Below are 13,833 nucleotides of genomic sequence, written 5' to 3'. Positions count from 1 at the left end.
GGCCCGCTCCCCCGAAGGGGAACGGGCCTCGATTCGCTAGCGGCTAGCGCTCAGCGGAGAGCCTGTTCAGCTCTGGCCGCCGGCGAGCTTCTCGCGGAGGGCGGCGAGCGCCTCGTCCGACGCCAGGGCGCCGGAGTTGTCGTCCGACTCCGAGGAGTACGAACCACCCGAGATGCCCGCACCGGCGTTGCCGGCGGCCGGGGCGGCAGCGCCCTCGGCAGCGGCGGCCTCGTCGGCCTCGCGGGACTTGATGACCTGAGCCTGGTGCTGCTCGAAGCGAGCCTGCGCCTCGGCGTACTGGGTCTCCCAGGCCTCGCGCTGGGTCTCGAAGCCCTCGAGCCAGTCGTTGGTCTCGGGGTCGAAGCCCTCGGGGTAGATGTAGTTGCCCTGGTCGTCGTAGGACGCGGCCATGCCGTACAGGGTCGGGTCGAACTCGACCGAGGCCGGGTCGGCACCGAAGGACTCGTTGGCCTGCTTCAGCGAGAGGCTGATGCGACGACGCTCGAGGTCGATGTCGATGACCTTGACGAAGATCTCGTCGTTGACCTGGACGACCTGCTCCGGGATCTCCACGTGGCGCTCGGCCAGCTCGGAGATGTGGACCAGACCCTCGATGCCCTCGTCCACGCGGACGAACGCACCGAACGGAACCAGCTTGGTGACCTTACCCGGGACGACCTGACCGATCTGGTGCGTACGGGCGAACTGCTGCCACGGGTCCTCCTGCGTCGCCTTCAGCGACAGGGAGACACGCTCGCGGTCCATGTCGACGTCGAGAACCTCGACGGTGACCTCCTGGCCGACCTCGACAACCTCGGACGGGTGGTCGATGTGCTTCCAGGACAGCTCGGAGACGTGCACGAGGCCGTCGACGCCACCCAGGTCCACGAAGGCACCGAAGTTGACGATCGAGGAGACGACGCCGGAGCGGACCTGACCCTTCTGCAGGGTCGTGAGGAAGGTCTGGCGAACCTCGGACTGGGTCTGCTCGAGCCAGGCGCGGCGGGACAGGACCACGTTGTTGCGGTTCTTGTCCAGCTCGATGATCTTCGCCTCGAGCTCCTTGCCCACGTAGGGCTGGAGGTCGCGGACGCGACGCATCTCGACGAGGGAGGCCGGCAGGAAGCCACGGAGGCCGATGTCGAGGATGAGACCACCCTTGACGACCTCGATGACGGTACCGGTGACGATGCCGTCCTCTTCCTTGATCTTCTCGATGGTGCCCCAGGCGCGCTCGTACTGGGCACGCTTCTTCGAGAGGATCAGGCGGCCTTCCTTGTCCTCCTTCTGGAGAACCAGGGCCTCGATCTCGTCGCCGACCTTGACGACCTCGTTCGGGTCGACGTCGTGCTTGATCGAGAGCTCGCGGCTCGGGATGACACCTTCGGTCTTGTAACCGATGTCGAGCAGGACCTCGTCCCGGTCGACCTTCACGATGACGCCGTCGACGATGTCGCCGTCGTTGAAGTACTTGATCGTCTCGTCGATCGCGGCGAGGAAGGCTTCCTCGTTACCGATGTCGTTGACCGCAACCTGCGGGGTGGTGCTGGTGGCGGTGGTCTCGGTGCTGCTCGTCATGTGGGAAAGGGCTCCGGTTACGGACAGAAAGTCGTAGGTACTGCTACGCCGAGAGCCCGTATCGCACCAAGAAGCCGGACAGCCAATGAAGCACCCTTCCGCGAACGGCAGGGAGCCCCGAAAACCGAGGGGACATACAACAGGTACGAGCGCGGCCTGCTCCGTCTGAGGCGCGCAGGCCCGCAGCGCAACCTTTAGCATACGGGGGCGGCCGGACAGGGTCAATGCGCGAAGCGCGCACCCGGGGCAGATCCGCTCAATTCCGGCGCGACTCATGGCCCTTGCGCCACCACGGCGGGGGCCGCCGCACGGCGGCACTGAGCGCAAACTACATCGGCGGGCGAGATGAACCAAGAGTACGGACACGAAGACCCGGTCGACGGGGAGGCCGAAGAGGCCGAGGCGACCCGGCGTGACGCCGGGGACGCGGAGAGCAGCCGGGCGAGCCGCGGCTGGTGGGACCGGAACGCCGACGAGTACCAGAGCGAGCACGGCTCCTTCCTGGGCGACGACCGTTTCGTCTGGGGCCCCGAGGGGCTCGACGAGGCCGAGGCGGGGCTCCTCGGGCCGGCCGCCTCACTGAAGGGCCTCGACGTCCTGGAGATCGGCGCGGGCGCGGCGCAGTGCTCGCGGTGGCTGGCGGCGCGGGGGGCGCGGCCGGTGGCCCTCGACCTCTCGCACCGGCAGCTCCAGCACGCGCTGCGGATCGGCGGGGAGGTGCCGCTGGTGGAGGCGGACGCGGGTGCGCTGCCCTTCCGGGACGGCTCCTTCGACCTGGCGTGCTCGGCCTACGGCGCGGTGCCCTTCGTCGCGGACCCGGTGCGGGTCTTCCGCGAGGTGCGCCGGGTGCTGCGGCCGGGCGGGCGCTGGGTGTTCTCGGTGACGCACCCGATCCGCTGGGCGTTCCCCGACGAGCCGGGGCCGGAGGGCCTCTCGGTCGCCGCCTCGTACTTCGACCGCACGCCGTACGTCGAGCAGGACGAGCAGGGACGGGCCGTGTACGTGGAGCACCACCGGACCCTCGGCGACCGGGTGCGGGACGTGGTGGCCGGCGGCTTCCGGCTGGTGGACCTGGTCGAGCCGGAGTGGCCGGCCTGGAACAGCCAGGAGTGGGGTGGCTGGTCCCCGCTGCGGGGGAACCTGATCCCCGGCACGGCGATCTTCGTCTGCGAGCGGGACGGATAGCCCCCTCGCCCGTCCTTCTCCTTACTCACGTCCGACTCATTCGTCCGACTCATTCGTCCTACTAATGGAGGGCCCTGTGGACAACGGGGCCCTCCCTTCTCGTGGCACGTACGAGACTGAGTGCGTGATCCGAAACGACGCTCTCGACCGTCTCCCCGTCCGCCATGCCGTCCCCGAGCTGCTCGCCGCGCTCGCGGAGCGCGGCACGGCGGTGCTGTCCGCCCCGCCCGGCACCGGCAAGACGACGCTGGTGCCGCTGGCGCTCGCGGGGCTCATAGGGGACGGACCGGCGCGCCGGGTGCTCGTGGCCGAGCCGCGGCGGATGGCGGTGCGGGCGGCGGCCCGGCGGATGGCCTGGCTGCTCGGCGAGGAGGTCGGCGGCGTGGTCGGCTTCTCGGTGCGCGGCGAGCGGCGGACCGGCCCGGCGACCCGCGTCGAGGTGGTGACCACGGGCATCCTGCTCCAGCGGCTCCAGCGCGATCCGGAGCTGGCGGGTGTGGACGTGGTGCTGCTCGACGAGTGCCACGAGCGGCATCTCGACGCCGACACGGCCATGGCCTTCCTGGTGGACGTCCGGGCGGCGCTCCGGCCCGAGCTGAGGCTGGTCGCCGCCTCGGCGACGAGCGACGCCGAGGCCTGGGCGCGGCTGCTCACGGTCCTGGACGGCGGGGGGCCCGCGCCGATCGTGTGGAGCGAGGGCGAGGGGCACGGGTACGCGGTGCGGTTCGCCGCGCCGCCGGCCGGGATCAGGCCCGCGCACGGCACCTGGGTGGATCCGGCGCTGCTGCGCCATGTGGCGTCGACGGTCCGGCTGGCGCTGGAGCGGCACGAGGGCGACGTCCTGTGCTTCCTGCCGGGTACGGGGGAGATCGCGCGGACGGCGGGGCTGCTCGACGGGGTCGACGCGGAGGTGCTCCAGCTGCACGGGCGGGCTCCCGCCGCCGTGCAGGACGCGGTGCTGCGGGGTGCCGGGCCGGACGGGCGGCGGCGGGTGGTGCTCTCGACGTCGGTGGCGGAGTCGAGCCTGACGGTTCCGGGCGTGCGGATCGTCGTGGACTCGGGGCTGGCGCGGGAGCCCCGGACGGACCACGCCCGTGGACTCGGGTCCCTCGCGACCGTGCCGGTGTCGACCGCGGCGGCGACCCAGCGGGCGGGACGCTCGGGGCGTGAGGAGTTCGGCACGGTCTACCGCTGCTGGGCCGAGGCGGAGGACGGCACCCGGGCACGGTTCCCCTCGCCCGAGATCAGGATCGCCGATCTGGCGGACTTCGCCCTGCGGGCCGCCTGCTGGGGCGACCCGACGGCGGAGGGGCTCGCGCTGCTGGACGCGCCGCCGGCCGGGGCGATGGCGGCGGCCCGCGCGGTGCTCGGGTCGATCGGGGCCGTCGACGCGGACGGCCGGGCCACGGACCGGGGGGTGCGGATGTCCCGGCTCGGGCTGCACCCCCGGCTGGGGCGGGCGCTCCTGGACGGTGCGCCCGAGGTCGGCGCCCGGCGGGCGGCGGAGGTGGTGGCGCTGATCGGCGAGGAGCCGCCGCGCGAGTACGGCGACGACCTGGTGGCGGCCTGGCGGTCGGCCCGTCAGGGCTCCGACGGGTACGGGGCGCGGTGGCGGGCGGAGGTGCGGCGCCTGGAGCGGTCGGCGGGCGAGGCCCTGGGCGGGGGCACCGCTGCCTCGGGGAAGGAGGGCGACGACGCCGTGGCCGGTCTGGTGACGGCGCTGGCGTTCCCGGAGCGGGTGGCCAGGGCCCGGGAGCAGGGCGGCTATCTGATGGTGTCGGGGAGCGGGGCGCGCCTCGCTCAGGGCTCCCGGCTGCGTTCCAGCCCGTGGCTCGCCGTGGCGGTGGCGGACCGCACCGCGCGGGACGCCACGGCACGGGTGCGGCTCGCCGCCGTGGTGGACGAGGCCACGGCGTACCGGGCGGCCGGGCATCTGCGGAGCACCGGCGAGGAGGTCCGCTGGGAGGACGGCGACGTGGTCGCGCGGTCCGTGGACCGGCTGGGCGCGGTGGAGCTCACGGTCCGCCCCCTGGGGGCCGGGGCCGAGCCCGCTCTCGTGCGGGAGGCGTTGCTCGACGGTCTGCGGCGCGAGGGGCTCGGGCTGCTGCGGTGGCGCCGGGAGGCCGGGGAGCTGCGCGAGCGGCTCGCCTTCCTCCACCGGGAGATGGGGGCGCCCTGGCCGGACGTGTCGGACGGGGCGCTGGTCGACCGGGCCGGGGAGTGGCTGGAGCCGGAGCTGTCCCGGGCCGTGCGCCGGGCGGACCTGGGGCGGATCGACGCGGGGGAGGCGCTGCGGCGGCTGCTGCCGTGGGCCTCGGGCGAGGCGGTGCGGCTGGACGAGCTGGCGCCGGAGCGGATCGAGGTTCCGAGCGGTTCGCGGATACGGGTCGAGTACGGGGGTGAGCGGCCGGTGCTCGCGGTGAAGCTCCAGGAGATGTTCGGTCTGGCCGAGACGCCCCGGGTGGCGGGGGTCCCGGTGCTCGTCCATCTCCTCTCCCCCGCCGGCCGGCCCGCGGCGGTCACGGCCGACCTGGCGTCGTTCTGGCGGGACGGTTACCGCGCGGTGCGGGCGGAGCTGCGGGGGCGGTATCCGAAGCACCCGTGGCCCGAGGACCCGTCGGCGGCGGTGCCGACCCGGCACACCAGCGCCCGGCTCAGAGGGGAGCGCTGACCGGGGCCGGGGCGGGGGCGGCGGGCGGCTCCGGCTCGGGGCGGCGCGAGCGGGCCTCCAGCCAGAGGGCGAGGGCGAGGAGGGCCAGGGCCAGGACGGTGAGGCTCCACGGGATGTAGGAGACGAGCATGAGGACCATGAGGCGGTTGGAGGAGACCATCTCGCCGACGCTCCGCAGGTAGTCCTCGCGCATCTTCACGTGGCCCGCGAAGACGGTGAGGGTGTCCTGCCCCATCAGCGCCTTGGCGTTGCGGAGCTCCTCCTTGTGGATCTCCTCGCCGTTGACGGGGGCTCCGGTGACCGGCTCCACCCAGAACATGCGCTTGGTCGTGTACCAGCGGGTGAGGCCCGAGTCGGCGAGGATCTTGGGAGTGATGCCCTTGACCGGCATGGCCTTGGGCATGGGGACCTTGGTCCAGGGGATGGTCTGCTCGAAGTAGTAGACCTCCATGCCGCGGAAGGTGCGGGTGCCCTTGTAGTGGATGGGGGCGGAGGTGCGGGTCTGGGCGTCGAAGTACTGGTAGTCGCGCTTCTCGGTGAGGAAGGGGAACTTGAACTCGATGCCCTCGCGCCGGACCGGGTCGCCGTCGACCGATTCGCCGGTGGCGTGGACGGGGTCCTGGGTGTGGGCGTCGAAGATGTAGCGCTCCGGGACCTTGGAGACCATCTTGCCGTCGGGTCCGGTGACATAGGCGAGGGCGTCCCAGACGACGACGTCGCGCCCGGCGTCGCGTTCGATGCGCCGCGACTCCTCCACGTTGCCCTTGAGGGTCTGGATGATCGTGATCTTGTCGACCTTCTCGGCCCGGAGCGTGGAGTAGTTGAGGAGGGTCGCGGGCCGCGCCTCCAGGACGGTGTCCTGGTACTGGTTCGCCGGGATCTTCGCCAGGCGGGGGAAGGCGTACCAGCGCAGGGTCGGGGCCATCGCGGCGCAGAAGACGGCGAGGGCGAGGAGGACGAGGCTGGCTCGGCGGCGCACGGTCGTCCCCTTACTTCCGGGCGGCGGGATCGGCGGTCAGCAGGGGCTTGGGCGAGGTGGGCCCGTCGGGCGGCAGATCGACCACGGTGAGGAGCAGGACGAAGAGGAGGACTGGGGCGAGTCCGATGGCGGCGGCGACGAGGGCGCGCATGGTCGGCCTCCCGGGGTGCGATCTGATAGGTCGTCAGGGCGGGGGCACCGTAGCAATGTGGCCGCGAGATGAGAACACGTTGCACCCGGGAGACGCGAAACGCCGTCCCCCCGTCCGGTGCGGACGGAGGGACGGCGCGGGGAACGCGGCGCGGAGGCGCGGGCCGTCAGGCCGAGGGGGAGGAGCTGGGCGAGGGGGTGGCCTCGGGCGAGCCGCTGCCGGAGGGCGTCGGCTCGGGGGTCGGCTCCGGATCCGGCGTCGCGGGCGCGGTGACCGTGAGGTCGACGAAGGTGGTGCCGCCGCCCGGTGCGGTGAGCTGGATGAAGAAGGTGCCCGCCGTGTCGCCCGCGAGGAGGTCGCCCGGCTCGAAGGTGAGCAGTCCGTTCGTACCGGTCCTGAGGGTGACGGTACGGACCGACTTCCCGTCGGCGCCCTTGAAGGACGGGCCCTCGGTGGCCTCCTTGGGGTCCGTCTTCGAGGTGACGATCACCGCGGTGACGAGCACGCCGGGGGCGAGGGCGCCCTTCTCGGTGGCCTTCACCTGCAGCTGCTGGGCGAAGGAGGTGCCGGTCGTGGCCGACAGGGGGTCGCCGGCGACCCGGGTGAGGGTGTCCGCCCGGCGCTCGGTGACGGTCGCCGAGAAGTCGGCCGCGCCCAGGGTCCGGCCCACGACGGTGGCCCGCACGGTGAAGGATCCCGTCTTCTCACCGGCCCGGAGGGCGGGCGAGGCGGCGAGGCCGGTCGAACTCGTGGTGACGGTGGCGGTGGTGCCGCCGCCGGCGAAGCGGGTGTCGGTGGTCCCGGTGATCTCGAAGCGGATGCTCACACCGGCGACGGGCTTGCCCGAGGCGTCGAGCGCCGCGACCCGGGGGGCTCCCGTGAAGGCGCTGCCGGTGGTCGCGGTCAGCTTCTCGTTGGCCACGATCGCGAGCCGGGCGACCCTGACGGCCGGCGGTGCGGTGGGCGGCGTCACCGGCGGGGTGACCGGGGGCTTGGTGGGAACCGTGGGCGGCTTGACCGGTCCGGGGCGGGTCTCCGAGGGCTTCGGCTTCTGCGTGCCCGGCGTCGGAGTCGGCGTCGTGGGGACGGTCGGGGGCTGCGTGCCGGGGCGGGGCCGGTTGCCCCGGTCGCCGTTGTCGCTCCGGTCGACCGGCAGCACGCCCGTGCCGTCCGGGATCTGGTGCGTGCCGCGCTCGTAGTAGGCGACCCAGGACAGGACCGTGTTCAGGTACTCCCTGGAGCGGTTGTAGCTGAGGATCGCCTGGTCGAGGTCTGCCTTGAGGGCGAGGTTGCGGTCGTTGGCGCAGAGGTAGAGACCGGCGGCCTGCGCCGCGTCGTAGATGTTGTTCGGGTCCTTCTTGCCGTCACTGTTGGCGTCCTGACCCCAGGTCGCCCAGGTGGACGGGATGAACTGCATCGGGCCGACGGCCCGGTCGTGGATCTTGTCGCCGTCGAAGGCGCCGTCGTCGGTGTCGGTGATGTTGGCGAAGCCGTTGCCGTTGAGGGCGGGGCCGAGGATCGGCGGCGATGCCGTGCCGTTGGCGTCGACCCTTCCGCCGCGTGCCTGGCCGGACTCGACCTTGCCGATGCCGGCGAGCAGCTGCCACGGCAGGTTGCAGCCGGGGTCGGTCGAACGTATCGACAGCTCGGCCCGCTTGTAGGCGGAGTAGACGGACGCGGGTATACCGGCCTCGGCCGGGCCGGTGATGATCGGCAGTTCGGTGCTCGCCCCGGGCTTGTTCGGCGAGATCAGCGGCGGCAGGTCCGTGTAGTACGGGTCGTCGCCGGTCGCGGAGCCGTCCCCGGACGGCGGCGTCGTGTCACCGGCGCCGATGGCGTGGTCCCCGCCGGTGTTGTCCGCGGCCGGCGGGATCATCTCGGGCGCCTGCGAGGCGGCGAGCGCGGCGACCGCCGCGGCCATCACCACACCGCTGGTGGCCCCCTTGCGCAGCCGGTGGCCGATGTGCGCTGCCATGTCCGTCGTCCCCTCCCGATCGACGCGGCCCCACGCTCCCCGCGTGAAACCTCTGGCGACCCTATGCCAACTCCGGACCGGCGAGTAGCGGCCCCTGACCGTGTTTCACGGTTTCGTCACCTCTTGGCCGCCTGCCGACCAGGTAGGTCCGGGAACCGACCGGAGCGTCCCGGCCCTCTTGCACTCCGGCCGCCCACGCACTCCTGCCGACCACGCACTCCGGAACCCTGGGGGAACTCCCGTTGCCGTTCACGCTGAGCCATGCCGCCGCCGTGCTGCCCGTGCTGCGCCGGGACGGGACCGCGCGCGGACCGCTCGTCGCGTCCGCGCTCGTCGCCGGGTCCTTCTCGCCCGACATGACCTACTTCGCCGCGACCGCGTTCCCCGGGGCGATGGTCCTCGGGGACGTCACCCACTCCCCCGTCGGGATCGTCACGGCCGACGTCCTCGTCACCGCCGCGCTCGTGGTCCTGTGGCTGACCGTGCGCGAGCCGCTCGTCGCGCTGCTGCCCGCCCGGTGGCGCGGCCGGGTGTACGGACTCGTCCGGGGGCGGCCCTGGCGGGAGAGGCACCCGGCCGTGCTCGCCGGATGGTTCTGCCTGTCGGCGATCCTCGGCGCCACGACCCACGTGGTGTGGGACTCGTTCACCCACCTCGACCGCTGGGGCACCCGCGCGATCCCCTTCCTCGGCGAGATCGTGGCCGGGTTCCCGGTCTATCTCTACGCGCAGTACGGGGGTTCGGCGCTGGCCCTCGGGCTGCTCGGCTGGTGCACGGCGCGGGCGCTGCGTTCCTCCGCGCCGGGGGTGGAGCTGCCGTCCCGGGTTCCGGTCCCGGGCCGGCGCGGACGGCTCCTCGCCGCCGGGCTGCTCGGCGGCTGCGTCCTCGCGGGGATCGCGCACCGGGTGCTGCGCTGGGCCGCGTACTGGGGCTGGGACCGGATCGAGACGCCCCTCGACGTCATTCCGACGGCCTGCTTCGGCGCCGGCGCGGGGCTCGCCGTCGGGCTCGTGCTGTACGGGACGGGGGCGCGGCTCCTCGGATCACCGCGGGCCCGGACGACCCCGGCCCCGGGTCTCCACCAGGGGCTCCCGGATCATCGGGGCCTCTCGGAATCCGACCCGGCGCCTCGGCCGGAGCACTCCCGTCAGGAGTCTCGCCGATCTTCTCCGGCGGGGTGAACTCGCGGGCCGCGGCGCCTCCGGAGAGTCCGCGGTGCACGACGAGGGAGATGCTCTCCAGGGTGCGGACGCCGTACCTCAGGGTGGGGTTGTCGTGGCTCAGGAGGACGATCCGGTAGTCGACGGAGGGACCGCCCGTACCGGTGTCCGCGCCGGTGTCGGTACCGGTGTCCGCGCCGGTGTCGGTGCGGATGCCGGCGCCGGGGCCAGTGCCGGCGCCAGGGCCGGGGCCGCTACTCGCACCCGTGCTTGTACCGGCGCTCGGGCCGGGGCCAGAGCCGGTGCCGGGGCCAAGGCCGGTTCCGGTGCCAGGGCCGGGGCCGCTACTCGCACCCGAACTTGTGCCGGCACTCGGACCCGGGCCGGTGCCGGTGCTCACGCCCGGCCCCGTGCTCGCCCCCGGACCCGCGCCCGCGCCCATGCTCGCGCTCGCCCCCGCGCCCGTCGTGGTCGCCGCCGGGCGGACGATGCCGACGCTGTGGACGCGCCAGGCGTGGGTCTTGCGGGGCAGCCAGCCGTTCTTGAGGTGGACCTTGACCGTGCGGGGTGCGCCCGCGGAGACGCCCCAGGCCTGTTGGCGGACGACCTGTCCCATCAGGGACAGGGCCTCCGTGCGGCGGGAGATCGCGGCGAGGAGGGCGAGTTGGTCGCGTGCGGTGGTGCGGGTGAGGCCCCAGTAGCTGTCGTGGCCGAGGACGGTGTCCCGTGCCCCGGCCTCCCGCAGCACCCTCTTCAGGCGGGCGCGGGACAGCCCCTTCCACAGCTCGCTGGCGGCGGTGTTGTCGGAGCGGGTGATCATCGCCTTGAGGCGTCGCGCCTCCAGCCGGGTCGGCGCACGGCCGAGCTCCTCCGCGCGCCCGAGGACGGCCTGCATGATCAGGACCTTGGCGATGCTGGCGGAGTCGTACGCGTCGGTGTCGGCCAGTCGGCAGCGCAGTCCGCGCCCGGGGTCGTGGACCGCGAGGGAGACCGTGCTCTCACGTCCCTTGAGCGCCTTCGTGATGTCCCGGGACAGCCGGGCGGCGAGCGTCGGCTCGCGTGACGAGGTGCAGAGTGCGGGCGCCCGGTGCGCCTCTGCGGGCCAGGGCCAGGCGGTGACCGACGCGCCGAGCAGGGCGCCGAGGAGGGCGCAGGTGGGGAGGTGGGAGCGGCGACGCGTGACCATGTCCCCCAGTTTCGGGAGCGTGGCCGCGGGGGCGCCCCTCGACTGGTCCACCTGGCGCACAACCGCCGGGGCCCGTGCGGGACCCGCACCGCGGAGCGCTGCTCCGGGTGCGGGTCCGGCCGCATGGGCCCGGGTCAGTGGGCCGCCGAGTCCCAGTTCGGTCCGACGCCCACCGAGACGTCCAGGGGGGCGCGGAGGTCGGCGGCGGCCGACATCTGCTCACGGACCAGGGCCTCGACCCGCTCGCGCTCGCCGGGGGCGAGTTCGAGCACGATTTCGTCGTGGACCTGGAGGAGCATCCGGGAGGCGAGACCCGCCTCGGTGAGCGCCCGGTCGACGTTCAGCATGGCGACCTTGACGATGTCGGCGGCCGTCCCCTGGATGGGGGCGTTGAGTGCCATGCGCTCGGCGGCCTCGCGGCGCTGCCGGTTGTCGCTGTTGAGGTCGGGGAGGTAGCGACGGCGGCCCAGCATCGTCTCGGTGTATCCGGTGGCGCGGGCCTCGTCGACGACGCGGCGCAGGTAGTCCCGCACCCCGCCGAAGCGCTCGAAGTAGGTGTCCATCAGACCGCGCGCCTCGCCCGGGTCGATGTTCAGCTGCTGCGAGAGGCCGAACGCCGACAGGCCGTAGGCCAGGCCGTACGACATGGCCTTGATCTTGCGGCGCATCTCCGCGTCGACGGCGGACCGCTCGACGCCGAAGACCTGGGAGGCGACGGTGGTGTGCAGGTCCTCGCCGGAGGTGAAGGCCTCGATCAGGCCCTCGTCCTCGGAGAGGTGGGCCATGACGCGCAGCTCGATCTGGCTGTAGTCGGCGGTCATCAGGGCCTCGAAGCCCTCGCCGACGACGAAGCCGTGCCGGATGGCCCGGCCCTCGTCCGTCCGCACCGGCACGTTCTGCAGGTTGGGGTCGGTCGAGGAGAGGCGGCCGGTCGCGGCCACCGTCTGGCTGAAGGTGGTGTGGATGCGGCCGTCGGCGGCGACGGTCTTGATCAGGCCCTCGACGGTGGAGCGCAGTCGGGCCTGCTCGCGGTGGCGGAGCATGATCACCGGCAGTTCGTGCTCGGTCTGGCCGGCCAGCCAGGCGAGCGCGTCGGCGTCCGTCGTGTACCCGGTCTTGGTCTTCTTGGTCTTCGGCAGGTTGAGCTCGCCGAAGAAGACCTCCTGGAGCTGCTTGGGCGAGCCGAGGTTGAACTCGTGGCCGACGGAGGCGTGGGCCTCCTTCACGGCCTGCTGCACGGCGCCGGCGAACTGCTGCTCCATGGCCTCCAGGTGGTCGCGGTCGGCGGCGATGCCGTGCCGCTCCAGGCGGGCGAGGAGGGCGGAGGTGGGGAGCTCGACCTCGTGGAGGAGCGCGCGGGCGCCGACCTCGCCGAGCCGCTCCTCGAAGGCCCCGCCGAGGTCGAGGACGGCCCGCGCCTGGCTCATGAGGGCCTCGGCCTCCGCCGTGTCGTCGGCGCCGAAGGCGAGCTGTCCGTCGGCGGCGGCCGCCGGGGCGAGCTCGCGGTGGAGGTACTCGACGGTGAGGGCGTCGAGGGCGAAGGAGCGCCGGCCGGGCTTGACCAGGTAGGCGGCGAGGGCGGTGTCCATGGTGACGCCCGAGATGGTCCAGCCGTGCTCGGGGAAGACCCGCATGGCGCCCTTGGCGTTGTGCATGACCTTCGGCCGCGCGGGATCGGAGATCCACTCGGCCCAGGCCCGCTCGTCGGCCTCGTCGAGGGTGCTGGGGTCGAACCAGGCGGCGGCTCCTCCGGCGGCGGCGAGGGCGACCTCGGCGACGTTCCCGGTGCCGAGGGCCCAGCTGTCGACGGTGGCGATGCCGAGGGGCTCGGTGCCGTGCTCGGCGAGCCAGGGGGCGAGCTCACCGGCGCCGAGGACGGTGAAGTCGAGCTCGACGCCCGCGGCGGGGGCGGGCGCGGCCTCCTCGGCGGCGCCCGGGTCGACGGCGAGGAGCCGCTCGCGCAGCGAGGGGTTGCGGATCTCCAGGGTGTCGAGGACGAGGGCCAGGGCCGTGCGGTCGTACGGCTCGCGGGCGAGGTCGGCGACGGTCTTCGGCAGCTCGACGTCCCGGACCATCTCGGTCAGGCGGCGGTTGAGCTTCACCGACTCCAGGTGGTCGCGGAGGTTCTGGCCGGCCTTGCCCTTGACCTCGTCCGCGCGCTCGACGAGCTCGGCGAAGGAGCCGAACTGGTTGATCCACTTGGCGGCGGTCTTCTCGCCGACGCCGGGGATGCTCGGCAGGTTGTCGGACGGGTCGCCGCGCAGGGCGGCGAAGTCGGGGTACTGCGAGGGGCTCAGGCCGTACTTCTCCTGGACCTTCTCCGGGGTGTAGTGGGTCACCTCGGAGACGCCCTTGATCGGGTAGATCACGGTGGTCCGGTCGGAGACCAGCTGGAAGGAGTCCCGGTCGCCGGTGAAGATCAGGACGTCGAAGCCCTCGGCCTCGGCCTGGGTGGTGAGGGTGGCGATGATGTCGTCGGCCTCGAAGCCGTCGACGGCGAAGCGCGGCACGCGCATCGCGTCGAGGACCTCGCCGATCAGCTCGACCTGCCCCTTGAACTCGTCGGGGGTCTTCGAGCGGTTCGCCTTGTACTCCGGGAACTCCTCGGACCGCCAGGTCTTGCGGGACACGTCGAACGCGACCGCGAAGTGGGTGGGGGCCTCGTCGCGGAGCGTGTTCGCCAGCATCGAGGCGAACCCGTAGATCGCGTTCGTCGGCTGCCCGGTCGCGGTGGTGAAGTTCTCCGCGGGCAGCGCGAAGAACGCCCGGTACGCGAGCGAGTGCCCGTCCATGAGGAGCAGGCGGGGGCGGGTGTCTGCGGGGTTCTTCGATGCTGTCTCGGCCACGGGACGATCCTGCCACGGCCCACTGACAATCCCGTCCACACCGGTCGGGGTGCCGGGCTGTCGGTGCCGCGTGACAGGATCGGAGACGTACGCCACAGGTAT

Annotated in this window: 8 protein-coding genes and 1 pseudogene; 3 read left to right on the top strand and 6 right to left on the bottom strand. The window is 73.0% G+C overall.

Annotation, left to right across the window (positions count from 1 at the left end; translation table 11 throughout):
- Positions 1-66 precede the first annotated feature (66 nt).
- Positions 67-1,578, bottom strand: coding sequence for a 30S ribosomal protein S1 (gene rpsA / locus IE237_RS14725; protein ID WP_015032828.1), 1,512 nt, complete (start codon positions 1,576-1,578; stop codon positions 67-69).
- 345 nt (positions 1,579-1,923) lie between these two features.
- Here rpsA and IE237_RS14720 point away from each other — a divergent pair, with 345 nt between their 5' ends.
- Together IE237_RS14720 and hrpB are read left to right on the top strand one after the other, a co-directional pair.
- The gene (locus IE237_RS14720; protein WP_189802355.1) at positions 1,924-2,763 is read left to right on the top strand and encodes a class I SAM-dependent methyltransferase; all 840 of its coding nucleotides are present in this window, start codon (positions 1,924-1,926) and stop codon (positions 2,761-2,763) included.
- Between the two features lie 124 nt (positions 2,764-2,887).
- On the top strand, positions 2,888-5,434 hold the full coding sequence (hrpB, locus tag IE237_RS14715) for an ATP-dependent helicase HrpB (protein WP_189802354.1): 2,547 nt from the start codon (positions 2,888-2,890) through the stop codon (positions 5,432-5,434).
- On the opposite strand, the gene pgfA is transcribed toward hrpB, so the two are convergent.
- From pgfA to IE237_RS14700, 3 genes are all read right to left on the bottom strand, one after another.
- Positions 5,418-6,413: a cell envelope lipid trafficking protein PgfA gene (gene pgfA / locus IE237_RS14710; RefSeq protein ID WP_189802353.1), complete on the bottom strand. Its 996-nt coding sequence runs from the start codon at positions 6,411-6,413 to the stop codon at positions 5,418-5,420. The two genes, hrpB and pgfA, sit on opposite strands and share 17 nt — an antisense overlap.
- Before the next feature lie 10 nt (positions 6,414-6,423).
- Positions 6,424-6,564, bottom strand: a complete 141-nt coding sequence (locus tag IE237_RS14705) for an SPW_0924 family protein (protein ID WP_189802352.1) — start codon at positions 6,562-6,564, stop codon at positions 6,424-6,426.
- A gap of 166 nt (positions 6,565-6,730) precedes the next feature.
- Positions 6,731-8,539 carry a lytic transglycosylase domain-containing protein gene (locus IE237_RS14700; protein WP_189802351.1) on the bottom strand — a complete coding sequence of 603 codons (1,809 nt, stop codon included), beginning with the start codon at positions 8,537-8,539 and terminating at the stop codon, positions 6,731-6,733.
- A 242-nt stretch (positions 8,540-8,781) separates the two neighbouring features.
- On the opposite strand from IE237_RS14700, the gene IE237_RS14695 reads away from it, so the two are divergent.
- Positions 8,782-9,720: a DUF4184 family protein gene (locus IE237_RS14695; protein WP_189802350.1), complete on the top strand. Its 939-nt coding sequence runs from the start codon at positions 8,782-8,784 to the stop codon at positions 9,718-9,720.
- 466 nt (positions 9,721-10,186) lie between these two features.
- Here IE237_RS14695 and IE237_RS40715 read toward each other — a convergent pair.
- Together IE237_RS40715 and polA are read right to left on the bottom strand one after the other, a co-directional pair.
- Positions 10,187-10,519 (bottom strand): annotated as a pseudogene (locus IE237_RS40715) (serine hydrolase); the annotation flags it as partial.
- Between the two features lie 500 nt (positions 10,520-11,019).
- Entirely contained in the window at positions 11,020-13,731 is a 2,712-nt protein-coding gene (gene polA / locus IE237_RS14690; RefSeq protein WP_189802349.1) for a DNA polymerase I, read from the bottom strand.
- Positions 13,732-13,833: the final 102 nt, after the last annotated feature.

It is taken from the genome of Streptomyces tanashiensis (assembly GCF_014648895.1).
Classification (GTDB): Bacteria; Actinomycetota; Actinomycetes; order Streptomycetales; family Streptomycetaceae; genus Streptomyces; species Streptomyces tanashiensis.
The sequence above is the reverse complement of the archived record's forward strand: the minus strand, read 5'-3'. Positions and strand labels throughout refer to the sequence as shown.

Excerpts from the sequence above, each read along its gene's own strand:
- IE237_RS14705 (WP_189802352.1), bottom strand. The coding sequence starts at position 6,564 with ATGCGCGCCCTCGTCGCCGCCGCCATCGGACTCGCCCCAGTCCTCCTC.
- rpsA (WP_015032828.1), bottom strand. The coding sequence starts at position 1,578 with ATGACGAGCAGCACCGAGACCACCGCCACCAGCACCACCCCGCAGGTT.
- IE237_RS14720 (WP_189802355.1), top strand. The coding sequence starts at position 1,924 with ATGAACCAAGAGTACGGACACGAAGACCCGGTCGACGGGGAGGCCGAA.
- IE237_RS14700 (WP_189802351.1), bottom strand. The coding sequence starts at position 8,539 with ATGGCAGCGCACATCGGCCACCGGCTGCGCAAGGGGGCCACCAGCGGT.